20 protein-coding genes and 1 riboswitch are annotated in these 25,276 nt (G+C 45.9%); of the genes, 12 read left to right on the top strand and 8 right to left on the bottom strand.

Going from position 1 to position 25,276, the window contains the following annotated elements; translation table 11 throughout:
* The first annotated feature begins 60 nt into the window (after positions 1-60).
* The 3 genes from mtnA (at position 61) to OW491_RS06280 (ending at position 5,023) form a co-directional block, all read left to right on the top strand.
* Positions 61-1,107, top strand: coding sequence for an S-methyl-5-thioribose-1-phosphate isomerase (gene mtnA / locus OW491_RS06290; RefSeq protein ID WP_290035173.1), 1,047 nt, complete (start codon positions 61-63; stop codon positions 1,105-1,107).
* A 98-nt stretch (positions 1,108-1,205) separates the two neighbouring features.
* Positions 1,206-4,064 (top strand): RNA polymerase-associated protein RapA, encoded by a 2,859-nt coding sequence (rapA, locus tag OW491_RS06285; RefSeq protein ID WP_075172582.1) that lies wholly within the window; start codon positions 1,206-1,208, stop codon positions 4,062-4,064.
* A gap of 59 nt (positions 4,065-4,123) precedes the next feature.
* A complete protein-coding gene (locus OW491_RS06280; RefSeq protein ID WP_290035171.1) occupies positions 4,124-5,023 on the top strand; it encodes an EamA family transporter in 900 nt (299 codons plus the stop codon).
* Between the two features lie 29 nt (positions 5,024-5,052).
* Here the strand turns inward: OW491_RS06280 and OW491_RS06275 are convergent, their stop codons facing one another.
* The 4 genes from OW491_RS06275 to OW491_RS06260 all read right to left on the bottom strand — a co-directional run bounded on the left by OW491_RS06275 (position 5,053) and on the right by OW491_RS06260 (position 7,427).
* Positions 5,053-5,454: a phnA protein gene (locus OW491_RS06275; RefSeq protein ID WP_215151070.1), complete on the bottom strand. Its 402-nt coding sequence runs from the start codon at positions 5,452-5,454 to the stop codon at positions 5,053-5,055.
* A gap of 3 nt (positions 5,455-5,457) precedes the next feature.
* The gene (locus OW491_RS06270) at positions 5,458-6,006 is read right to left on the bottom strand and encodes a cupin (RefSeq protein WP_290035170.1); all 549 of its coding nucleotides are present in this window, start codon (positions 6,004-6,006) and stop codon (positions 5,458-5,460) included.
* A gap of 101 nt (positions 6,007-6,107) precedes the next feature.
* Positions 6,108-6,785: an acireductone synthase gene (gene mtnC, locus OW491_RS06265; RefSeq protein WP_290035168.1), complete on the bottom strand. Its 678-nt coding sequence runs from the start codon at positions 6,783-6,785 to the stop codon at positions 6,108-6,110.
* Between the two features lie 27 nt (positions 6,786-6,812).
* Positions 6,813-7,427 (bottom strand): methylthioribulose 1-phosphate dehydratase, encoded by a 615-nt coding sequence (locus OW491_RS06260; protein WP_290035167.1) that lies wholly within the window; start codon positions 7,425-7,427, stop codon positions 6,813-6,815.
* 322 nt (positions 7,428-7,749) lie between these two features.
* On the opposite strand from OW491_RS06260, the gene purT reads away from it, so the two are divergent.
* On the top strand, positions 7,750-8,940 hold the full coding sequence (gene purT / locus OW491_RS06255; RefSeq protein ID WP_290035165.1) for a formate-dependent phosphoribosylglycinamide formyltransferase: 1,191 nt from the start codon (positions 7,750-7,752) through the stop codon (positions 8,938-8,940).
* Between the two features lie 153 nt (positions 8,941-9,093).
* Here purT and OW491_RS06250 read toward each other — a convergent pair whose 3' ends face one another.
* The gene (locus tag OW491_RS06250; protein WP_075173525.1) at positions 9,094-9,294 is read right to left on the bottom strand and encodes a bacterioferritin-associated ferredoxin; all 201 of its coding nucleotides are present in this window, start codon (positions 9,292-9,294) and stop codon (positions 9,094-9,096) included.
* 168 nt (positions 9,295-9,462) lie between these two features.
* Between OW491_RS06250 and bfr (OW491_RS06245) the strand changes: the two genes are divergently transcribed.
* Positions 9,463-9,927, top strand: a complete 465-nt coding sequence (gene bfr / locus OW491_RS06245; RefSeq protein ID WP_075180155.1) for a bacterioferritin — start codon at positions 9,463-9,465, stop codon at positions 9,925-9,927.
* 13 nt (positions 9,928-9,940) lie between these two features.
* Positions 9,941-10,408 carry a bacterioferritin gene (gene bfr, locus OW491_RS06240; RefSeq protein ID WP_075180154.1) on the top strand — a complete coding sequence of 156 codons (468 nt, stop codon included), beginning with the start codon at positions 9,941-9,943 and terminating at the stop codon, positions 10,406-10,408.
* Between the two features lie 57 nt (positions 10,409-10,465).
* Here bfr (OW491_RS06240) and OW491_RS06235 read toward each other — a convergent pair whose 3' ends face one another.
* Entirely contained in the window at positions 10,466-11,278 is an 813-nt protein-coding gene (locus tag OW491_RS06235; RefSeq protein ID WP_290035162.1) for a phosphotransferase, read from the bottom strand.
* Between the two features lie 64 nt (positions 11,279-11,342).
* Positions 11,343-11,449, top strand: a riboswitch (TPP riboswitch).
* Here OW491_RS06235 and thiB point away from each other — a divergent pair.
* From thiB to OW491_RS06220, 3 genes are all read left to right on the top strand, one after another.
* Entirely contained in the window at positions 11,444-12,424 is a 981-nt protein-coding gene (gene thiB, locus OW491_RS06230) for a thiamine ABC transporter substrate binding subunit (protein ID WP_290035161.1), read from the top strand. It overlaps the preceding riboswitch by 6 nt.
* Positions 12,403-14,073: an ABC transporter permease subunit gene (locus OW491_RS06225; protein ID WP_290035160.1), complete on the top strand. Its 1,671-nt coding sequence runs from the start codon at positions 12,403-12,405 to the stop codon at positions 14,071-14,073. The genes thiB and OW491_RS06225 overlap by 22 nt, the downstream gene beginning before the upstream one ends.
* On the top strand, positions 14,060-14,692 hold the full coding sequence (locus OW491_RS06220; protein ID WP_290035159.1) for an ATP-binding cassette domain-containing protein: 633 nt from the start codon (positions 14,060-14,062) through the stop codon (positions 14,690-14,692). The genes OW491_RS06225 and OW491_RS06220 overlap by 14 nt, the downstream gene beginning before the upstream one ends.
* A gap of 7 nt (positions 14,693-14,699) precedes the next feature.
* Here the strand turns inward: OW491_RS06220 and pyrC are convergent, their stop codons facing one another.
* The gene (gene pyrC / locus OW491_RS06215; RefSeq protein ID WP_290035158.1) at positions 14,700-15,734 is read right to left on the bottom strand and encodes a dihydroorotase; all 1,035 of its coding nucleotides are present in this window, start codon (positions 15,732-15,734) and stop codon (positions 14,700-14,702) included.
* 320 nt (positions 15,735-16,054) lie between these two features.
* Between pyrC and OW491_RS06210 the strand changes: the two genes are divergently transcribed.
* On the top strand, positions 16,055-18,274 hold the full coding sequence (locus tag OW491_RS06210) for an NADP-dependent isocitrate dehydrogenase (RefSeq protein WP_212667423.1): 2,220 nt from the start codon (positions 16,055-16,057) through the stop codon (positions 18,272-18,274).
* Positions 18,275-18,745: 471 nt separating this feature from the next.
* Entirely contained in the window at positions 18,746-19,708 is a 963-nt protein-coding gene (locus tag OW491_RS06205) for a carbohydrate porin (protein WP_075180149.1), read from the top strand.
* A gap of 83 nt (positions 19,709-19,791) precedes the next feature.
* Here the strand turns inward: OW491_RS06205 and OW491_RS06200 are convergent, their stop codons facing one another.
* On the bottom strand, positions 19,792-20,298 hold the full coding sequence (locus tag OW491_RS06200) for a flavodoxin (RefSeq protein WP_215151061.1): 507 nt from the start codon (positions 20,296-20,298) through the stop codon (positions 19,792-19,794).
* A 373-nt stretch (positions 20,299-20,671) separates the two neighbouring features.
* On the opposite strand from OW491_RS06200, the gene OW491_RS06195 reads away from it, so the two are divergent.
* Positions 20,672-25,276: tandem-95 repeat protein (locus OW491_RS06195; RefSeq protein WP_290035157.1), on the top strand; the 4,605-nt coding region annotated here is incomplete at its 3' end.

The following is a 25,276-nucleotide window of genomic DNA, read 5'->3' as shown; positions in this document are numbered from 1 at the left end:
CTCTTATTTAGCACATTAGCGTACAATAAGAGCGCTTTTTTAGTCTGATATGAGAACACCATGCATAATCTACAAGCCACTAGCATTCGCTATCTTGATGGTCAATTATGGGTGCTAGATCAGCATCAGCTTCCTCATCAAGAATCATGGTTGCTATGCCAGTCTGTCGACGACATGGTCAACATGATCCAGCATCTACAAGTACGTGGCGCACCACTTATTGGAATTGCTGCCAGCTTATTACTAGGCCACCTCGCTGCATCCAAATCTTACACGTTAGAGCAATTGCGCGAAGCAGCCGAAACCTTACGAGCGGCACGGCCGACAGCCGTTAACCTGATGAACAATATGGATAGCATGCTGGCTGTTCTTCACTCACAAGGTATCGAGTACTTACCTCAAGAAGCCGAGCGCTTATTTAACGAAGACGTGGCTTTGTGTAATGCTATTGCTCAACACGGCGCTCCATTATTGGGTAACAACAGCAATGTACTTACTCACTGTAATACCGGCAGCTTAGCAACAGTGGGAGTTGGTACGGCCATTGGCGTTATTCAAGCAGCGCATGCACAGGGTAAAAACATCCATGTTTATGTCGATGAAACACGACCTCTACTGCAAGGTGGGCGTTTAACAACGTGGGAAATGAAAAAGCACGACATTCCCCATACGCTCATTTGCGACAACATGGCAGCATTACTCATGCGCGAAGGTAAAGTCGATGCCGTACTTGTTGGGGCTGACCGGATCGCTGCAAACGGCGACTTTGCTAACAAAGTGGGGACATACTCTTTAGCCGTTAATGCGCATTATCATCATGTACCCTTTTACGTTGTCGCCCCTTACACTACCGTTGATACAGAGTGCCCTGACGGTAACGGCATCCCAATTGAAGAACGCGCCGCCGCCGAAGTACAGGGTGTAAGCGGGCATTTTGGCTCGGTTAACTGGAGCCCTGAAGAAACTCCCGTATTTAACCCCGCGTTTGATGTGACGCCCGCCAACTTGGTAACAGGTTGGATTTTAGATACCGGAGTTTATACGCAAAGTGATGTCGCATCCGGCGTATTAAAGGCTGCGCTTCAATCTGACGGTAAAACCCTATAAGTTCATAAAGTCGTTAAAATACAGTACCGGAGTTTATCGCCTGTACTAAGCTTTAATCACTCATCCTTACCACTAGCTAAATAAAGAGAGTTGTTCATTTGTCAGTTACAGATTTCATTCCCGGACAACGTTGGATTAGCAACACCGAACCTGAACTAGGCTTGGGTTTAGTTGTATCCAATGCTGATCGTCGCGTCACCATTCAGTTCCCTGCTGCAGAAGAGGAACGCACATACGCTACTAATAACGCACCCGTTAGCCGTGTGGAATACCCTGTCGGGGATACTATCCACACACGCCACGGACAACGCGTTATCATTACCGAGCGAATCGAAAAAAATAGTTGTTTAATTTATTTTGGACAAGATGAGGAAGGGAATGAACTCATCGTGCCAGAACTCGATTTAGAAAGTAGCGTGCAGTTTAGTCGCCCGCAAGACCGCTTGTTTGCTGGGCAAGTCGACAAGCTGAGTCAGTTCCGTTTGCGTATCGACACACTCAACTACCATCATGAGCAGCAAAGTGCCGACACTTACGGCTTATCGGGTGCTCGTGTTCAGCTTTTGCCGCACCAATTCTATATTGCTCACGATATTGCTAATCGCTACGCGCCACGAGTCCTACTAGCCGACGAAGTAGGCTTGGGTAAAACCATAGAAGCGGGTTTAGTTATCCATCAGCAGCTAATCACTGGCCGAGCTTCACGCGTATTAATCACCGTTCCTGACAGCCTAATTTATCAATGGCTAGTGGAAATGCTACGCCGTTTTAATCTGCAATTTAGCATTATGGATGAGCTGCGCTGCACAGCGATGGAGCTGTCAGGCACAGATAACCCATTCGATAGCGCGCAATTGGTATTATGTACGCAATCAATGATTGCCAATAACCCTGAGCGTGTTAGCCAAATGCTTGATTGCCAATGGGATATGATGATTGTCGATGAAGCGCATCATCTCATTTGGAATGAGGAAGAGCCAAGCAAACTGTATCAAGCCGTTGAGCAATTGGCGTCTAATATTCCTAGCTTGCTACTACTCACGGCAACACCAGAACAACTCGGCCTAGAAAGCCACTTTGCTCGCTTACGTCTGCTCGACCCTGATCGCTATAACTCGCTAGACAAGTTCCGAGATGAGCAATCACAATACGAAACTGTTAATGAGCTCGTACAGCAGCTACTAGCCGAAGACGGCATCAATAACCTTGCTACCCAACCAAGCCTACAAGCACAACTAGACGATTACTTAGGCAAGGGAGCTAGCGAAAAGCTATTAAATGAGGCCGATCAACAAGCGGCGCTTGAGCTGTGTATTAACCACTTACTTGATCGTCACGGTACCGGACGCGTGTTGTTCCGTAACACACGTGACACAGTAACAGGCTTCCCTACTCGCATACTGGTCCCGCACCCTCTTGAGATGCCGGCTCAATTAGAGTCAGCCGCCGCTGATGCCAGCATTGAAGATATCCTGCGCCCTGAGAAACTGTTGGGCGATTTTTGGTTAGACGAAGACCCGCGAGTCGCATGGCTAGATGAATGGCTCAAAGCGCACCGCCTAGAAAAAGCACTGCTTATTTGCTCAAACGCAGACACCGCACAAGCCCTTGAAGAATATATCCGCCTGCGCAAAGGTGTTCGCTCTGCCGTTTTCCACGAAAAAATGACGCTGATTAATCGTGACCGTGCCGCGGCTTACTTCGCAGATGACGAAGATTACGCTCAAGTGCTGGTATGTTCTGAGATTGGTAGTGAAGGTCGTAACTTCCAGTTTGCTCAGCATCTGATTATGTTTGACTTGCCACTCAACCCTGACCTGTTAGAACAACGGATAGGCCGCTTGGACCGTATCGGTCAAAAGCACGACGTACAGATTCATGTTCCGTTTTATGAAAATAGCGCTCAAGCCGTATTGTTGCGCTGGTTTGACGAAGGCATTAATGCGTTCCGACATACGTGCCCTGCTGGTCGTGAGTTGTTCCAGCAGTTCGAAGACATGATCACATCCCTTATTATGGATGGCGTGGATGAGGACGCTTTTGAAGAACTAATTAATGCCTCACAAAAAGCCGCAGGCGATATCATGACTCGCCTACAAGCTGGACGTGACCGTTTGTTAGAGATGAGCTCATGCCGTCCCGCCAAAGCTGAGCAGCTGCTCGAAAGTGTAGAGCTACACGAAAAACGCATGCAGTTACGTGACTTTATGGAACGCGTGTTTGACCAATTTGGTGTCGATCAACAATCTGATGGCGCTCACTCGGTTATTTTGCAGCCCACTGACCAAATGACTGAGCATCGCTTTCCAGGCTTACCGGATGACGGCTGCAAAGCGACTTACTCACGTGAGCAAGCTTTATCCCGCGAAGATATCCAGTTTATGAGCTGGGAAAACCCGATGGTCACGGGATCATTCGAAATGATCATGGGGAGTGACTTTGGCAACACCACGGTCTGTACGGTGAAACTACCACCACTGCAACCAGGCACTATATTAGTCGAAGCGATCTTTGTACTTTACTGTGCTGCACCAAAAGCACTTAACTTACAACGCTTTCAAAATCAGGCTACGGTCCGTGTTGTAATCGATAGTAACAACAACGATCTTAGTCAGATTATTACCCCTGATCATCTGAACAAGCTGGGTGAACGTGTTAAACGTCATGTGGCGCAAAATATGATACGTTTAGGCCGGGAACAGATAGCTGGGGTTTTACAAAAAGCGGAAACTGAAGCACTAAAACAGCAACAGCCGTTAATTGATCAAGCAGTGACCAAAGCGAGCTCGATGCTAGATGAGGAAGTTGAACGCCTAGAAGCGCTGCTTGAAGTAAACCCTTCCATCAGGGAAGAAGAAGTAGCACATCTTAAAGCCAAACGGGATCAAATTCTTACGCATTTGCAGGATGCACAATTACGTATGGATGCTATCCGTATTGCTGTCGTTAGGGAATAGACCTTCACAAAGCTAACTTTAGCCCCCAATATTACTTGTTAACAGAGGCATACGGTTTCATGAGCACTAAGGATTGGGGCTTAGCCCTGTTAGTCGTATTTGCTTGGGGGATAAACTTTGTGATTATCCGCTTCGGCCTTGAGGAGTTGCCACCGCTGCTCCTTGGGGCTTTACGCTTTGCACTGGTAGCCTTTCCCGCTGTCTTTTTTGTAAAGCGCCCTGCTATCCCTTTACGACTTTTATTGAGCTACGGCATCACCATTAGTTTTGGCCAGTTCGCTCTGCTCTTTCTCGCGATGCATAACGGCATGCCTGCCGGTTTAGCGTCTCTTGTACTCCAATCTCAAATGCTATTCACGCTCATCTTTGCTCGATTCCTGCTTAATGAGCGTTGGCAGCTTCAGCAATTTCTAGCCATAGGAGTAGCAGGCGCGGGGCTCGCTTTACTAGCTAGCCAAACAAGCGCCGACCAAATGACTTTCGTCGGATTTATATTAACAATAGCGGCCGCCTCTTGCTGGGGAATGGGCAACATCATTAACCGTAAGATCGCTCAACTTGGCAAAATTAATCTCATGAGTTTAATTGTATGGAGCGGTTTGCTGCCCATTATTCCGTTCACAGTCGCCTCATACTTATTCGAGGGGCCGGAATTAATTGTCAGCAGCCTGACACAGGCCAGCTTTCAGTCCTTCGCCGTAGTACTGTATCTTGCCGCTATTGCTACATTGTTCGGTTACGGTAGCTGGGCGTATTTAATGCGTCATTATCCAGCGTCACAGGTGGCTCCGTTGACCATGCTAGTGCCTGTGGTGGGTTTATTAACGGCGTGGATCGTACTCGATGAAACCTTGTCAATGATCCAAGGCGCGGGGATAGCTTTGATTATGGCGGGCTTAATGATCAATACATTTGGTAGCCGCATAATAAAGCAATTAAAGGCCTTATCAGCGGCTTAGCCATTCGAATCAGCCTTGGATTCAGTAAACTAAACGAGTGTCCACTGGGCAATCCAGGCTTCTTCCTCTTCGGATAAGTAGGCTTGCTCTAGCAACTCCTGCGCCCATGCTTCTTTTTTGGCCAGATGATTTAAAATAACCATCGCCGTTACCTTAGCCGCTGTCACCTCACTCCACATAGTTGTACCCAAGCAACGCCAATGATTCGCATCAAGGCGCTTAGGCCGCTCAACTTGCGTTTGGCAGGTTTCACAGATCATCAAGCAGTGTTCGTAATCAGGTTCTGAAGGGACCGGCGGAACCTCAAAAATATTAAGCGGAACCCCGCTTTGCTGACACAGTTCGCAATGAGCAGCACAACGGCGCACAAGGTCTTTACCAAACAGGGTTAAATTAGCATGACGCTCGTGATGCTTTTCTTTACGGGACATTGCTTATTTACCTTCAAATTTTGGAAACTGATCAGCTATCGCGTCACCTGTAAAATTGGCTACCCACCCAGCTGGATCATTAAATAAACGGATAGCTGTAAAGCTAGGTGTAGGCCCCATGTCAAACCAATGCGTCGTCATATCAGGCACCGAAATCAAGTCATCTTTACAACACAAGACTTGATAGACTTTATCCTCAATATGTAGATAAAAGACACCTTCGCCAGCCACAAAAAACCGAACTTCGTCTTCTGAGTGCGTATGCTCGCTCAAAAACTTTTGGCGCAACTCATCTTTTTGAGGGTGATCAGAAGTCAATGAGATGACATCAACTGTCTTATAGCCTTCGCTATCTTTGAGCTTTTGAATTTCAGCATCGTAAGCGGCCAAAATATCTTCATGGCTCATACCATCAGTAATAGGTGTCGATGCTTCCCATCGCTCAAAACGAACGCCTACACTTGCTAATGTTTTAGCAATCTCGGCGCCATCTGTCGTATGCTGCAAAATAGTCTGCGGATTGGTATCTGGTGTTACTGTTAACGCACTCATAATTTACTCAATACTTAATTCAATACACTTATTGGTATCTAAGGATGTTGATCAAACCACTTTCTGATCTACGCTTACTTCAATAAAAAGGCGACCTAAACTTAGAAATTAATCTGATCAAAAGATTGCACAACTTTATGACGAGGGCTGTCTATCTTGTCATCGCGCTCAAGCAAACAGGTATGCATCCCCGCAGCCTTAGCGGCATCGAGCTCCTCCTGTATGTCAGACAGGAAAAGAATACTGCCAGCAGGCGTCCCCATTGCTTTAGCTATCGACTCATACGCAGACTGCTCACGTTTATGGCCATAGTTTGTATCATAGAAGCCATCAAACAAACCGGTTAAATCACCAAAATCACTGTATTTAAACAATAATTTTTGCGCGTTTACCGACCCTGACGAAAACACATTTAATGATAGCCCCGCATTTTTCCATGCACTCAAGTGTTCATAGGCATCCTTGTATAGGTGCCCCGTAAAATCACCATTGGCGTACCCATCAGCCCACATCAACCCTTGAAGCGCTTTGAGCGGAGTGATTTTTTTATCCTGATCAATCCAGCGCGTTAATACTGTAATGATAACCGCTTGGTCAGCTTGGGGATCAGCTATTTCATCGCGTACTTGCTTCACAATGGATGCCACTTCTGGGTTATTCCACTGAGAAGTTACATAGCTAGCAAGATGCTCTCGCGCATAGGGAAATAGTACATTATGCACAAACCGTATATCTGTGGTTGTGCCCTCAAGGTCAGTCAAAATACTCGTAATAGTCATTTTATTTCACTTTTAAACGGGTGTTATTCAGCCGTCAATTTTACCTAAACGAATGAGCTCTAACTGGCAAGCAAACAAAAACTCCAAGCCTTCGAGGTGACGTCGCGCTTCGTTTATGTCTTTCCCCCACGCATAAAGTCCATGGCCTTTAACAAGCAACCCCCACTGTAGAGGGTTTTGTGCCCATACATCATTGACAGATGTCGCTAATGCTTGCATATCCTGAGTATTGTCAAACGCGTAGATCTTAATAAGGTCATCATGGGTCGTGTTACCGGCCAATGATTTTTGCATTTCAAAACCAGATAGGTTGACGGCATCGCCAGAAATAACACGCGACAGTACAGTGGCCGTTACAGAGTGAGTATGCAAAACGGCCCCTATTTGCGGATCTAACGTGTATAGAGCCGTATGCAGTAGAGTCTCGGCTGACGGTTTGAGCGAGCTATCAATCGCGTTTCCATCCATATCTACTAACAAAAAGTCTTGCTCTGTGAGCGCCCCTTTATGCCGGCCTGACGCGGTGACTAATGCCGAATGCTCATCATTGCGAATCGAAAAATTTCCCCCCGTCGCAGGGCACCACCCTTGCTGATCAATCCAGCGACCTGCATCTATTAACATGTGTGCCAATTCTGACATCATTTACCTTATAAGCTATATATCTAAAAAGGCTAGTTTACGACGAAGCACTCAGGGGTTAAAGCAATACAGATAAGAAGTAACTAAAGGGGAAGTCGGGGCGGTAATGAACCGCCCCTACAAGGGCCGAAATGATTTCGGCTAAGCAGCCCTTACGGGCAAAGGAATCCACAATTCAATGATGTTCAAGTTCACTAATCACTTAATGCCCTCTGAAGATCTGTGTTTTCAGTATAACTAAAAGATGAGTGATGCCAATGTCTGATTTTTCCAGTAATGTCGTATAATCCGTGAATTGATTTCATAAATAGGATTTTTCGATATGACTAGCATCGGCTCCCCTTATTCCAGCCACTCTACTCGTGTTCTTATGTGCGGCGGAGGCGAACTAGGAAAAGAGGTCGTCATTGAACTACAACGTCTTGGAGTAGAAGTCGTAGTTGTCGACCGGTACGCTAACGCTCCTGCGATGCAAGTCGCCCACCGAAGCCATGTCATATCGATGCTAGATGGCGAAGCGCTCAGAGAAGTAATTGAAGCTGAACAGCCTCATTATATCGTCCCTGAAATAGAAGCCATCTCGACCAACACCTTGGTGGATATGGAAAAAGAAGGCTATACCGTCATCCCGACAGCCAAAGCGGCTCAACTCACAATGAACCGCGAGGGCATTCGTCGCTTGGCCGCTGAGGAACTAGGACTAGCGACCTCCCCTTACCGCTTTGCAGCAACTGAAGAGGAGTACATAGCGGCTGTAAACGAAATTGGCTTACCTTGTGTTGTTAAACCCATCATGAGCTCATCAGGTAAGGGTCAAAGCACACTTAAAACTCACGATGATATCGCCCCTGCTTGGACTTACGCCCAAGAAGGCGGACGGGCAGGCCAAGGGAAAGTTATTGTCGAAGGCTTTGTCGAATTTGATTATGAAATCACCCTTCTAACCGTTCGCCATGTTGGCGGCACTAGCTTTTGTGAGCCTATTGGGCATGTACAAGTCGATGGTGATTATCGACAGTCTTGGCAACCGCAGGCCATGTCAGCGGCCGCCTTAGACGCCGCCAAAGCAGCGGCCCATAAAGTCACCGAAGCGCTAGGCGGGCGTGGTATTTTTGGAGTTGAGCTATTTATTAAAGGTGATGAAGTACTCTTTAGTGAAGTATCACCGCGTCCTCACGACACTGGCCTGGTCACACTTATATCGCAAGACTTGTCTGAGTTTGCGCTGCATGCTCGAGCCATTTTGGGCTTACCCATTCCCAACATACACTTTCACGGCCCTAGTGCTTCCAGTGTAATTTTAGTAGAAGGTCAATCGACAGATGTTGAGTTTGGAAACCTGAGTGCTGTGCTGAGCCAACCAAATACCCAATTGCGTTTATTTGGCAAACCCGAAGTGTCAGGGCAACGCAGAATGGGGGTTGTATTGGCACGAGCTAATGAGACAGACGAAGCAATTTCGACAGCCAAAGCAGGCTCAGCTGCTGTTCAAGTAACGCTACATACTGAATGACATGATTTACCGCATATAAAATGCAAAAAAAACCGTGCCCGCTTCAACTATTTTAACATAAGCGGGCAGCTTTATAGATCGGAAGGTTATAAAAAAGACACGGCAAATATAGCCGACAAAACAAACTAAGCGGTAATGATAACCGCAATCACTTCAAACAGCAGAGTAAGCGAGAGAGTCCACTTCAGCATCATCAAAATGGCCTTTGATTATCTGACGTGCCACACGTGTACATTTGCCGCAACAGTTCCCAACTGACAGGGTTTTGTTCAATTCTCGGATGCTAGTAGCCCCTTCTTCAACAGCTTGAAGAATCTGAGAATCGGTGACACCGTTACAGATACAGACATACATAGTGATAATCAGTCCCATTTGTTTTGAGAAATGATAATAATTCTCATAGGCTTTTATATCAAGTGCTGCACGTTCAGTCTCAATGACTTTTTTTCATTTTCAAAAGAGTGTGCTTTAATTGCGCTCATATTATTTAACCTCTTATTTTTCTATTAGCCGGAGGCGGCCATGCAAGGCGATAAAAACGTCCTGAGCATCCTTAACAAGGTGCTTACTGCAGAATTGACATCAATTAACCAATTTTTCCTACATGCTCGCATGTACAAAAATTGGGGCTTAAATGAGCTAAACAATAAAGCCTATAAAAAGTCGATCAAGGACATGAAGCAAGCTGACGAACTAATAGAGCGTATCTTGTTCCTTGAAGGCTTACCCAATCTGCAACACTTAGAGCGGCTGCGAATTGGTGAACACACCGAAGAAATGCTGCAAGGCGATTTAGATTTCGAAATGGATCAGCTAGCATTGCTACGTGAAGCCATCGCTCTATGCGAAACAGCATCAGATTATGTTAGCCGTGATATTTTAGAAGAGATTCTTGAAGCCGAAGAAGAGCATGTAGACTGGATTGAATGCCAGCAACACCTAATCGCTCAAATGGGTATCGAGAACTACTTACAAAGCCAACTTTAAACGGGGAAAACTCATGAAAGGTAATCAACGTGTCATCGCCGGACTGAACTCTCTGCTTGCTATGGAGTTGGCAGCAATGGATCAGTACTTCATCCATTCTCGCATGTATGATGACTGGGGCTTAAGCAAGCTTTTTGAACGCATAGATCACGAGTTTGATGATGAAAAAGGTCATGCGGCTGCGTTAATCGAGCGTATGCTATTTTTGGAAGGCGTACCTGACATGGTCACACGTACAGGCCTCAAAATCGGTACCAACGTTGTTGATATGATTGAAAGTGATTTACGTATCGAATACGAAGTAGGTAACCAGCTAAAAGCCGTTATTAAAATCTGTGAAGAAGAGCAGGATTACCAAACTCGCGAGATTCTAGAGAAGCTACTAGAAGATACCGAAGAAGACCACGCACATTGGTTAGAGCAACAACTACGCCTCATTAAAATGATTGGCCTAGAAAATTATACGCAGTCTCAAATGTAATTTAACCTGTGTATTTACTAAGGCGGCTTTTTAAAAGTCGCCTTTTTTATTGGCAGCTTAGTACCTTGATATAGATATAGTGTCCGCTTTATCTAAACCATTAACTGCCTGCCACATAGCCTCTAAAGCAACCAACCAGTGCTGCGTAGCATCAATCCCCTCTTTCACCATGGATGCAGACAAACCTCGAAATGCAGGTAGCTCTTTGCATAATATGTCGGCAGAAATTCCCCAATGTTGGTGCAACCCGCAGGCGTCGACCCATGCTGAACCTATCCCTGCATACTCCCAATCAAGCAGGACAGCTTGAAGATTAGCTGTCTGATGGCTCGCTACTATATTACCTGGATGAAGGTCATGATGTGTCCATACATAATCAAGCGGCGGTAACTGGTTAAATAGATCTTGGGTTTTATGCAATAGAGGCAACCATCGCTTTTGCTGGCTCAAGGGTGCTTGTTCAATTTTTTCTTGGTAAGAGCGCCATAAGCCATGATAGTCGATTAATAATGATGAGCTATCATCAGGCTTTGGCAAACGCTGTAACTCTGCAACAATAGCCACAATAGACATGGGATCGAGCGTTGAGGCTTCATCATAAAGCGGACTTAATAACCACTCCTTAGTTATTGCTATTACAACTGGGGCCCATGCATAGCCCTGAATGGCGTCTAATACTTGCTCTTCCCGCCCACGATTAACCCCTAAGACAGACGCCGATGTATTCACGCGTAGCACACACGCATCACTCAAGCCTTCGCTTACGTATATGTGATTAGTCGTCCCTTGCCGAGTCAGTGCCCGCCACCTAGCAGGTCTGCCTAACAATTCATTCACAATACATTGGATATCCGGATCGAGTATTACCATAAAAAATCTGTACGTTGTCGTCTTTCAAGGAGGTTTGCTTTTTAGCAGTTATGGTACACTAGCGATCCACTTATCGGGGTGCCAAATGAAGATACTAACTCATTGGCTGAGATCTTACCCGCTGAACCTGACACGGTTAATACCGTCGTAGGGAATAGGATATTTATGAAAAGAACATCTCTGTTTACACTCGCCGCCTCTGCTTTGCTTACCTCATCATGTTTTGCGGCCGATTTAACCATTTACACCTATGACTCATTCAATTCTGAGTGGGGACCTGGGCCGCAGCTCGAAAAAAGCTTTGAGGCTCAGTGCCAATGCGACATAGAGTTTATTGCGGTAGACGATGGAGTCAGCATTCTTAATCGTGCCCGCATCGAAAAAGCATCAACCAAAGCGGATGTGTTGCTCGGGTTAGATGACTCACTCACTCAAGTTACGCGTGATGAAGGCCTTGTTCAGGCGCACGGTGTTGACCTATCAAGCTTAACCTCTGCTCTTGCTTGGGATGACGAAGATTTCGTTCCATTCGATTATGGGTACTTTTCGTTTATTTACGATAGTAGCAAAATCGCGCAGCCTGCTGACTCGCTAAAGGCGTTGATTAGCTCTAACGCCAGCGTCATTTACCAAGACCCGCGCACCAGCACACCGGGTCAAGGTTTAATGCTTTGGGTGAACGCAGTGTACGGTGATGAGGCTGCCAGCGCATGGACAGAATTAGCCAAGCACACAGTAACGGTTACCAAAGGATGGTGGGAAGCATACAGCATGTTCTTAGAAGGCGGGGCCGATTATGTACTCAGTTATAACACGTCACTGGCTTATCACGCGGTAGTGGATGGCGAAAGCAAATACAAAGCCGCGCTTTTTGATGAAGGCCATATAGCGCAGGTTGAGGTCGCGGCAATCAGTCAATACAGCAACAACCCTGAACTCGCTAAACAGTTCTTGTCATTTTTGATCTCGCCTGAGGCACAACACATTATCCCTACCACCAACTGGATGTTGCCTGTTATTGATAATGTAGAACTCCCAGCGCCGTTCTCATCATTAATTACGCCTAAGCGCTTGAACTTCACCCCTGCACAAGTGGCTGAACAACGCAAAGCTATGATCAGTACATGGCGGTCATCTGCTCAATAATGACGCTCGGTAAAACTTCACTAGCCAAGAAAATAGGCTTTTTTTCGCTCAGCCAACTGTGTTGGTTGAGCTATCCAGTTACTCTCTTAGTCACCCTACTCGCCTTCTATGGGTTAATGAGCTTTGAGGGTGATTCTGCTGATTGGCAGCTGTTAACTGATAGTTACTTCCTAGGAGTTCTTGGATTTACGCTAAAACAATCAACCATTAGCAGCTTCGCCTCTGTTCTATTCGCTATACCTATTGCTAGAGCGCTTAACCAACTCAATGCTCAACGCTTTAAGAATATATTTTTAGGTTTATGCTTGCTCTGTTTTGTGACACCCACGTTGGTGGTTGTCACAGGATTAGTCGCATTACTGGGGCGATCAGGTTGGCTTACGCCCTACATAGAGCCCTTAATGGAGGACAACAGCTGGAACCTCTACGGGCTAAACGGGATTCTGCTCGCTCACCTTTTTATGAATATGCCCTTCGCTATTCGTATTATTCACCAACAACTTGCCACGATTCCTGACACCAGTTGGCGATTAGCCAAACAACTCAAACTCTCGCCTTGGCAACGATTTGTCATTATCGAGAAGCCTGTGATTCAGTCTGCAGGGCTGATGCTGTTTGGCTTTATATTTGTACTGTGCTTTAACAGTTTTGCGGTCGTTTTAGCATTAGGCGGTGGGCCACAATCCACAACATTAGAAGTCGCTGTTTACCAAGCATTAAAATATGACTTTAATATCTCCGAAGCACTGACTCTTGCCTGGAGTCAACTCCTGATTGCTGGCGGTTTGTATGCTTGTTTTTCCGCCATGGGAACTCCTGTCTGGCAAAGCCATGAAGTAATTAACCAAACCACTCGCCCCTACCCGCTAACGAGCCAAGGTTCTCGTCTACGCTTACTTGCTCTGTGCGGCGTGGGCATTCTTTTACTGCTGCCTTACGTTGCACTTTTGCCCAGCATCTCGTTATTTTTCACGGCTGATATATGGCGTTTAGTCATGCAACCTTTATTACTCAGTATAGGGTTGGGGATGACATCAGCATCAATCAGCTTAGTGATGGCGTATACGCTTCTCCAACCCATTCGCAGCCAACTCAAGCAAAAACGATCAATGCGGGTCAAACTCTTGGAGCAGGTGGCAACTCATCAATTGTTTGCACCTGCTATGGTTATATCGGTTGGTCTATTCGTTTTTTTACTACCGCGTGTTGATCTGGACCGCTGGGGTATTATTGTGGTCATTCTGTTAAATTCAGCAGTATTAGTGCCTTTTGCATTTCAAAAGCTCAAGCCTCGACTTATACAGTTTGACCAACAATACGACCGCCTTTGCTTGTCATTAAAGCTCAACACTTGGGAACGTTGGAAAATAGAATGGGCATTTATTAGACCCAGCTTTATTTCAGCGGCTAGCCTTGTCTTTGTGCTGGCTGCAGGCGATGTTGCTATATTCGCCATATTTGGACCTAGTGATTGGAGCACACTTCCTTGGCTTATCTATAGCCTAGCAGGTACATACCGGATTCCTGAAGCCAGTGCCGCTTCATTACTTTTATTATTAGTCTGCGCGGGGGCTTTATGGCTATTACAACTCGTTGCTAACCGCACAGCCATATCATCAGTGGAGCCCTCAACAGATGCTGAACCTTAATCATGTTTACGTCACCTTAGACGGCTACCCGCTGCATTATCATTTTTCAGTAAAAGCCAAAGAGATTGTCGCCATTCAAGGAGCCAGTGGAGTTGGCAAAACCACCTTGCTGAATGTTATTGCTGGCTTTATAGCACCTGATGAAGGACAGATTGTTTGGGACAACACTGAATTAACAGCGCTTTCTGTTGATAGACGGCCAGTGGCTATGCTTTTCCAAGATCACAATTTGTTTGAGCATCTAACGGTAATGGACAATTTACGCCTTGGATTCGACCAAGAAGCCCCTGAGCATCTGATTAAACAATCGGCACTCACATTAGGTGTCAGTGAGCATTTAACCAAAAAGCCCCATCAGCTTTCCGGTGGCCAACGCCAACGCATTGGCCTGCTTAGGACACTATTGCGGCCAGAGCCAATCATCTTGTTAGACGAACCATTTGCCGAGCTAGACCCTGCCACCCGCGAGTTAGCTGGAAATTGGGTACGAGAAATAGCTAAGTCAGCGAAAAAGACTGTGTTGCTGGTTACTCATCAGCATGAAGATGTTGAGCGTGTAGCGGATCGCCGTATCGAGTTGCGCTACCCTGGAGCACCGCTCGATACGGCTAAAGCGTAACGGCGGCTTACACTTTTACTTTCCAGTTAACCGTTTTGCCTGCATAGAATGGCACGATAGGTTTCCCGTTAGGTAGGATAATCTCATCAGGGATTGTCCATTCTTCTTTAACTAGTGTGATCGTCCCTTTGTTACGCGCAAGCCCATAGAAGTCGGCACCATGATGGCTCGCAAAACCTTCTAACTTGTCTAAAGCGTCTAATTCTTCAAACACCTGAGCATATAACTCCACAGCACTCCACGCACTGTAGCACCCGGCACAACCACAGGCATTTTCTTTGGCGTCCTTGGCATGCGGAGCTGAGTCAGTCCCTAAGAAAAACTTAGAAGAACCTGTTTTAACAACATCGCGCAAAGCCTGTTGATGCGTGCTGCGCTTTAAAACAGGTAAACAATAGTTATGTGGCTTAATGCCTCCGACTAATAAATCATTACGGTTAAGCATTAAATGCTGAGGGGTAATAGTCGCTGCCACATTATCTGATGCACCGGTGACAAATTGGGCGGCATCTCCAGTTGTTATATGCTCAAAAACGACTTTCAAATCAGGAAACTGCTCAGTGATATAAACCAGTTTTTGGTCGATGAAAGCTTTTTCACGATCAAAAATGTCAATATGTGCATCCGTCACTTCGCCATGCACCAATAGCAACATGCCTATTTCTTGCATGACTTCAAAGGTAGGGTACAAAGCCTCCAGCTGACTCACCGCCGAAGCTGAATTTGTCGTTGCTCCCGCTGGGTACATTTTAGCAGCAACAACACCGGCCGCTTTAGCAGCCCGCACTTCTTCAGCGGAAGTCTGATTCGTTAAAAACAAAGTCATCAACGGCTCAAACGATGAACCCGTTGGCCTTGCACTCAAGATACGTTGCTTATAATCCAGAGCCATTTCCGCCGTTGTTACTGGCGGTACTAGGTTCGGCATAATAATCGCACGTTGAAAACAACGCGCTGTTGCCGCAACCGTCTCTGGCAACATATCGCCATCACGCAAGTGTAAGTGCCAATCATCAGGAGTCTGGATCGTTAGTGTGGTCATCGGGCTTCCGTCTTTAAATACGTAGTGAAAATTACAACATATAGTATACGCTGATTCAGAAAACAGCGCGATTACCTGTTTGTGGCACGATTATCAGGTGAATATCCTTCCAAGAGTGTTTAGAATGTGGTCGCTTTGTAATTTTTTTACAAGAATTAGGGGTTCATTATCCTTTAGTGCATAGGTCCAGCGTATTACAAGGCTCACACTTTCGGTATAATGGGTCCGTTAAAAATGGCTTGATTTGTGGAACGAGGTGATCACAAGTTGCCTCATCATCAAGTCTTTGGCGATCCAGCTAAAAAATTTCGGGGATGAAAATGACCAAACAAACAATTTACTACACCCTTACCGACGAAGCGCCGTCTCTGGCTACCTGCTCTCTTCTACCTATCGTACGTACTTTCACTAAAGCTGCTGATATCGATGTTCAAGTTACCGACATATCTCTGGCTAGCCGCGTACTGTCTGCTTTCCCCGAGTTGCTCACTGAAGAGCAACGTGTAGAAGACGGCTTGGCGTTTCTTGGCGAGCTGACCCAAGATCCACATGCAAACATCATCAAGCTACCTAACATCAGCGCATCAGTTCCTCAGTTAAAAGCCTGTATCGCTGAACTACAATCTCAAGGTTACAACATTCCTAATTTGCCAGAAGCACCTGCTACGGACGAAGAAAAGTCGATCCGTGAGCGTTACGGTAAAATCTTAGGCTCAGCTGTAAACCCAGTATTGCGCGAAGGTAACTCTGACCGTCGTGCTCCAGCAGCTGTAAAAGCTTTCGTGCGCAAGTTCCCTCATTCAATGGGCAAATGGAGCAAGGCTTCTCGTACACATGCGGATTACATGCGCGGCGGCGACTTCTTCTCTAGCGAACAATCCATCACCATGGAAAAAGAAGGCGAAGTAACCATCGAATTCGTTTCCAAAACGGGTGAAGTGACTAAGAAAAAATCACTCTTTCTAGAAGAAGGCGAAGTGTTCGACAGCATGTTCATGAGCTGTGCAGCACTGCAAGACTTCTTTGAAGAAAGCCTGAACGACGCTAAAGAATCTGGCGTAATGTGGTCTTTACACGTTAAAGCGACCATGATGAAAGTCTCTCACCCTATCGTTTTCGGTCACGCGGTTCGTGTCTTCTACAAAGAAGTATTCGATAAGCACGGTGAGCTATTTGATCAACTGGGCGTTAACCCGAACAACGGTTTAGGTAGCGTTTACGACAAGATCAAAACATTGCCTGAGTCTAAGCGTCAGGAAATTCTTGAAGATATCCACTCTTGCTACATGCACCGCCCTGAGTTGGCAATGGTTGATTCCGTAAAAGGTATCACTAACCTGCACGTTCCAAGTGATGTAATCGTCGATGCTTCTATGCCTGCAATGATCCGTAGCTCTGGTCAGATGTGGGGCCCAGATGGCAAGCCTAAAGATACAAAAGCGGTAATGCCTGAAAGTACATACGCACGCATCTACCAAGAAATGATCAACTTCTGCAAAACAAACGGTGCATTCGATCCAACAACTATGGGTACTGTACCTAATGTGGGCTTGATGGCTAAAAAAGCAGAGGAATACGGCTCACACGATAAAACGTTTGAAATGACAGAAGACGGAACCATGCGCGTTGTTGACGCTAATGGCAACGTACTAATGCAACACGAAGTACAAGATGGTGACATCTGGCGTGCATGCCAAACAAAAGATGTGGCCGTACGTGACTGGGTTAAACTAGCTGTCACTCGTGCTCGCCAATCAGACACACCAGCGATCTTCTGGTTAGACTCTGAGCGCGCTCACGACATGGAACTGAAAAAGAAAGTAGAGCACTACCTTAAAGAGCACGATACTGATGGTTTGCGTTTGCATATCATGGGTTACAACGAAGCAATTCGTTACTCTATGGAGCGCTTAATCCGTGGTAAAGACACCATCTCGGTAACAGGTAACGTACTGCGTGATTATCTAACTGACTTATTCCCGATTATGGAATTAGGCACATCCGCTAAAATGCTATCCATCGTCCCTATGTTAAACGGTGGCGGCATGTACGAAACAGGCGCAGGCGGTTCTGCTCCTAAACACGTTCAGCAAGTTGAAGAAGAAAACCACCTGCGTTGGGATTCGTTAGGTGAATTCTTAGCGCTTGCTGTGTCGTTGGAAGAACTGGGTATCAAAGAGAACAACCCACGCGCCAAAATCTTAGCGAAGTGCCTAGACAAAGCAACTGAAAAGCTACTCGACAACAACAAGTCGCCATCACGTCGCACTGGCGAGCTGGACAACCGCGGCAGCCACTTCTACCTGGGCTTATACTGGGCTGAGGAAGTCTCTAACCAGACTGAAGATGCCGCTTTAGCAGCAGAGTTTGCCCCACTGGCTAAAACGCTAAGCGAGAATGAAGAACAAATCGTTCAAGAGCTAGCAGCTGCACAAGGTAAACCTGCTGAATTAGGTGGTTACTACCATGCTAACCGCGACAATGTTAAGAAAGTAATGCGCCCTAGCGCGACATTGAATGCAGCGCTTGCGGCGAAATAATGCACAAATAGCATAAACCAAAGCGCTTAAAATAAAACCCGGGCCTGCCCCGGGTTTTTTATTTATTACGCAAAAATGTAGTTTTAGTAAATTTCTTCAAAAATCAACTATCATCCCCCTCATAACCACCCCCGTTTACCCCATAGAAACCCCTTTAAAAACAGCACCATGTACTTTTCTTCCGTAATAAAGATACATTTTAACTTTAAAATTATTCATTAAATACACTTTGTATATTAAAAACCCTCAAAAGCACTCTCTTTACATCCTTTAAAATCAACAACTTACCATATATAACTTTTTTTGTTTATATAACTACATTTTAGGAATATCTATTCTACGCAACAGACTATTGCGAAAATAAAAACAAAATGTTCTATTAGTTCACGAGCTGGCCAGCTTCATAATAGAAAAACCAACAATCAAATATTGGTTTGGATTTATCAAAAATATAATAAAAAGGTATTTATTGTGAAAAAACGTCTTCTGCTTGCTACAACTATTGCTGCAATTTGCGCCTCTGGCGCCGCTAACGCAGAATTAGAACTGAACGCCAGCTTAGAGCTCGACATCGATACATTTGATTCTGCTGAAAGAGAACGCCAATACGATCAAAATGGTCATGTAGAGTTGGGTGCCATGGGCATGACAACTCATGGCGATTACTTCGCAAAAGCGGTAGGTGTTGTTCGCCTAAGAACAGATGGCGACGATAACGTTGACATCCAAGATGTATATTTCCAGATAGGTAACTCTAAATGGGATGCCCTCTTTGGTCGCTTTGAAGCCGTAAACTTATTTCCTCTAGGAAAAGATACCGTCGTCACTAAAGCGGGCGGCGTCCAAGTTTATGAAGCAAACTTAGTGCGTGGGCGTGCGGGCGATGATGGCGGCCAAATTGCTTTCCATTACAACCCAACCAACGAGATCCGTTTTGAATTAGCCAGCATTTACGGCGATACAGATACGGCCGGTGATAATGGCACGGCCATCTCTGGCATACGCCCTGCTATCTCTTTCTCGTACCCTAACATTCGGGTTACGGCAGGTATGGAGAAAGTGAAATACGACCTAGTGGGCGGTGGTGAAGTCGACAAAACGGGCTACGGTATTAACACCGGTATCAACATGGGTGATGGTTTCGTCAACCTTGCAGTTGCTCATTTAAAAGACGATGAGGCCGACGCTAAAATTACATCATTTGCTGCAAACATGACTTATGGACCATTCGGTTTGGGCTATATCCATTCGAACGAAGAAGTAGGCTCTAGCGACGACATGAAGCTGGATACATTATACGCTGCGTACACTGTACAAATTTTTGATATGGAAAATGCAAGCGTAACCTTTGCCGGCTCTATGTCAAAAGCCAAAAATGCAGGTAGCGATGATAAGTCGAACGCTCTACGTGTTCGCTTTAATTACGCGTTCTAACCCTTTACAGGGATGATAGAAAAGGCTTGCAGCCCCCCTTCCTGCAAGCCTTTTCTTTTTTATGTCATTTACACAATAGAAAACTACAGAAAAGCAGGCTTAACAAGAGCACACCAAGCTTCTAAACGCTCAGCCGTTTGGTCTCTTTGAGTATCTTCATCAAGCGCTAACCCAACAAAAGACTTCTTGTCAGCCGTTAATGCCTTAGACTCATCAAATTCGTAGCCATCGACAGGCCAATGACCTACCACATCAGCGCCTTTGGCAACAATTTTGTCGTGCAACATACCCATCGCATCAACAAACCATTCTGCGTAGCCTAACTGGTCGCCTAAACCTATGAATGCAACCGTCTTTCCTGAAAAATCGTATAGGTCAACATCTTCCCATACCTCTTCCCAATCCTCTTGTACCTCACCGTAATCCCATGTCGGTATAGCAAATATAAATTGATCAAAAGCATCTATAATTTCTAACCCGACATCTTTCACATCAAATAGCTCAGTATTCTCATCACCCAGCATCTCTGCCACTTTGACAGCAATGTCAGAGGTATTACCCGTTGTTGAGCCATAAATTACAGCAATCATTTATTTCCTCGAATTCTCAAAAAATGACTACGACCAAGGAGAGGTCAATAGCAGTGATAAGGCGATGCCACTCAATAAAACAGACAATAAAAACACTGAGAGACTGGTTGAAGAAGCTCCTTTACTCACTTTTATAACTCCATTTTATTAAGCACGCTAACAATGATCAAAATTTTAGAGCAAGCAAACAATCAATGCAAATAATAATAATTCGCATTTATTAAAAAGAGTTTCTTAATACAAACTTAAATTCTTTGTTGCTCAGAGGAAAAACCACGACTCTTGCACTAGGCTTTTAGTACAACCGATTAGCGCATAGTAGGTACGCAGTCGCGTCTTAGAGTATCAAGACGAAAGCATGAGGCAGGAATTAATGAGCACAAATACTATAAAGAAACACTTCACACGATTAGCCCTAGAAAAACGTATCATGTTTGATGCCGCTGCCCTTGATACAGCCTTTGAAGCATTACCCTCATCAGGGGGAGTGAACACTGAGGCCACCGAAGCCTCGCCTACTGATATTAACAATGTCGTCGCTGCACTTACTGACCTTAGCCAAGAAGATGCTCAACGATCCGTTTACTTTATAGATGACTCGCTACCAGACCAATCAGTATTAACAGCAGCGATACCAACTGACGCTACTATTATTACGCTAGCTACGGATCAAAATGGATTGGTTCAAATTGCAGACTCTTTGCAGGGCTTAACTAATATAGAAGCTATACACATCATAGCTCACGCTACAGATGGCAGTTTACAACTGGGCAACTCAATTATTGACGCAGCCTCTATTACCGATCTATATGCCGAACAGTTAGCCAGTATAAATCAAAGTCTAGCCGAGGGCGCTGACATCCTCTTTTACGGCTGTGATTTTGCATCGACAGAGTCCGGAGTAGAAACACTTCAAGCGCTAGCAACATCATTAGGCGCAGATTTAGCAGCTTCCGATGATATCACCGGCATTTCGGGTGATTGGGATTTAGAACAACAAACAGGGATAATAGAAGCAGCGACTTTCGCGGCTGAAAACTGGAACCATAACCTGCTAATTTTACCAGTAGCCGTAGATGATATCGCCATAGTTGAAGAGGATTCTACAAACATTTTAGATGTCACGGCTAACGACATTAACATACTTGAACCGGACCCTATCACTATAACTAGCGCTGTTGCAGGACAAGGCACAGTCGAGATCAACCCTGATAACACGCTAACCTACACGCCCAATGCCAACTTTTTTGGTACAGATGTAATCACTTACACTATTTCAGATCCTGATGGAGCAGCCCTTGTTCCAGGGCTAGTTGCCGTCACAGTTAACCCTGTCGACGATTTGCCAAGCCTTGTATTACCAGTATCAATCCCTCTCTTTTTAGAAGATACCGCGCTGGTATTTGCCGATGTACTAGGCACTCAAATTAGCTTAGGCGATCTTGACGGAGGAGTAGCTGTCGTTAGTTTGTCTGTTCCTATAGGTGATTTATCTTTAGCACAAACTGCAGGGTTAACTCTTAGCCAAGGTGATGGTGTTAACGACAATGAAATTACTATGGAAGGCGACATTGCAGACCTCAACGCTGCATTAAACGGGTTAATTTATACGCCCGATGCCGACTACAACGGTCCAGTTACCATTACCATTGGTATTACTGACACATTGCTGTCACTACCTATTACCACAACATTACCCCTAAGTATCTCTGCCGTTGCTGATATTGTTGATGACAATGTATCCACGATTATCGACACCCCAGTTGCGTTTAACGTTATGGATAATGATACCTTTGAAAACGCGACAGCCATCGTTACTTCATACACAACACCTCTCCATGGCACCATAACAGTAGACGCACAAGGCCAAGCCCTATATACACCAGACAGTGGTTACACAGGCACTGATAGCTTTACTTATACCGTATCGTCAAATGGAACAACTGAAACAGCTACCGTTACACTCACCTCCTCGCTCCCAAACACGCCTCCAACAATTGATGTGCCTGGCACTCAAAATAGTGATGAAGATACCAACCTTGTTTTTTCAACGGCGACCAGTAATGCAATAACGCTAGGGGATGGCGAAGCAAGCAGCTTAACCGTAACGCTTCAATCAACCCAGGGCGTTATGACCTTAGGACAAACAACAGGCATCAGCTTTACCACAGGAGATGGAGATAGCGATTCGGATATCGTCATGTCAGGTTCAATAACTGATATTAATGCCGCTCTTGACGGGCTAACTTACACTCCCACTGCAGATTATTACGGTGCGGCTACGGTAACTGTTCAAGCATCCGACGGAGAAGCAAGCCAAACATCAAGCATCAACGTTTTAATGGTTGGTGATATTGATGGCGTAACAGATGACATCACTACCGATGTTCAAACGCCCATTTCTTTTTTCCCATTAGCAAATGATACCTATGAAAACACACCCTCACTTACTAGTGTATCGGCGGGCAGCCACGGTACAGCGGTCATTGGCGTGGGTAATTCGATCACTTACACACCCGATGCAGGCTATCGCGGGGATGACAGTTTTACCTACACAGTAGAATCAGGCGGAACAACCGAAGTAATCACGGTAGATGTGACCGTTGGTATCAACAACGCGCCTTCATCAACCGACCTAGTTGCGCTATCCCTAGTTGACAATCAACTCGTATCTCTAAGCACTTCACTCTCCTTCTCAGATACAGACCTATTTGATGTCTTAACTTATTCCGCTACGGGACTTCCATCGGGCTTATCGATTGATCCAACAACAGGCATAATTTTAGGCACTGTAGATGCGCACGCATCCGTGCTTACTCCAGATGGCAGATACGATGTTGTAGTCACTGCCACTGATATTGCGGGGCTTTCTGCGGATGCTAACTTACAAATACAAGTCACAAACCCTGACCCTATTGTTTCAGCTGGCGTTGCGACTGGATTAGAAGACTCTGACCTTAACTTAGACGTCCTGTTAAATGCATCAGACCCTGACGGGGATGCACTGACCGTCGATGCAGCTTCCGCATTAAATGGCACGGTTTCTATCAACCCTGATGGCTCATTAACCTATGTGCCAAACGCCGATTTCTTTGGGATTGATACATTAACCTATACCGTCGTAGACGAAGACGGCGGCAGCGCAACAGGTACTATTACGGTTACCGTCGAAAATGTTCTGGATTTACCCACCATTAGCATCCCAACACTCGACCTATTCACCGAGGATACACCCCTCATTTTTGCCGACTTACTAGGGCAACAAATTAGCGTTGGCGATATTGATGGAGAACTACTTGATATCCGTTTAAGCGTACCGGTTGGCACACTTACCCTAAACGAAACAGCAGGAGTTAGCTTAAGTGAAGGCGATGGCGTAGACGACAGCATTGTAAGGCTTTCCGGCAATGTGGCAGACATCAACGTAGCACTCAACAACTTAGTGTATACGCCTGGAGCTGACTATAACGGCCCAGTACAAATAACAGTAGAACTAGGACAACTTGGACAGCTATTACTCGTCAATGCACAAGTGCCACTGGGCATAGAAGCCGTTGCCGACATAGTTGATGATACCATTTCAGCCACCGAGGATATTCCGGTTAACTTTAATGTGCTGGATAATGATTCATTCGAAAATGCTGGTCGTATCGTCGATAGCTATACCACTCCCTCTTTTGGCACTGTCATCATTGATGCCCAAGGTAATGCTACCTACACGCCAGGAACAAGCTTTACCGGCACCGACAGCTTTACCTACACAGTGTTATCTAATGGCACATACGAAACAGCGACCGTTACTATCAACGTTAATCCGCCAGCAAATGCGGATCCAACAAGTAGCGCTGTCGGTAATCAAACAGCTAACGATGGTGAATTGTTTAGCCTAAATATTAGCGGAAACTTCGCCGATGCCGACGGAGATACTCTCACCTACAGCGCCAGCGGCCTTCCAACCGGCCTAACACTAGACGCGGCTACCGGTATTATAAGCGGTACACTAGGGAGCAGTGCATCGACTCAAATCGCTAATGGTGAGTATGGAATCACCATAACCGCCAATGATGGTAATGGTGGATTAGTGAGCGAAAGCTTCTCGCTGACGATCAGCAACCCTGCTCCAACGGCCGTTGCTGATAGCTTTAGTGGCGACGAAGACGACAACATTACTGGCAATGTGCTGTTAAATGATTCTGATAGCGATGGTGACTCTTTAAGCGTAAACACATCCCCCATAGTCGCCCCCCTTCATGGCTCGCTAACGCTAAACGGCGACGGCAGCTTTGTTTATATACCTGATCCTAATTACAACGGTAACGATACCTTCACTTATCAGGTCATCGACGCCGATGGTGGGACAGCTAACGCAGTCGTCTCTTTAACAGTCAACGCCGTTAATGACACTCCTATAGCGACTGGAGAAAGCGCCACAACCGACGAAGATACTCCTGTGACTGTTGATGTCCTAGCAAACGATACGGACGCTGATGGCGATAGCTTGAGCGTCGACAGTGCCACCGCCACCAACGGCACGGTTGCGATCAACCCTGACGGCACCATCACCTACACGCCTGATGCGAACTTCACTGGCTCCGATACCATCACTTATACCGTCACGGACGGTAACGGCGGGACTGCTACTGCAACCGTAGCGGTGACCATTAATGCCGTGAATGACAACCCCACCACTGTGGGCGAATCAGCGACAACGGATGAAGATACGCCAGTCACTGTGGATGTATTAGCCAATGACTCCGATGCTGACGGCGATACGCTCACAGTCGACTCTGCTACAGCAGCCAATGGCACGGTTGCAATCACCCCTGATGGCACTATTACTTACACGCCTAATGCGAACTTCACTGGCTCCGATACCATCACTTATACGGTCACGGACGGTAACGGCGGGGCTGCTACTGCAACCGCAGCGGGGACCATTAATGCCGTGAATGACAACCCCACCACCGCGGGCGAAACA

Source organism: Neptunomonas sp. CHC150 (genome assembly GCF_030397555.1).
Taxonomy (GTDB): Bacteria; Pseudomonadota; Gammaproteobacteria; order Pseudomonadales; family Balneatricaceae; genus Neptunomonas; species Neptunomonas phycophila.
Note: the sequence above shows the minus strand (reverse complement) of the source record. Positions and strands in the feature narration are given on the sequence as shown.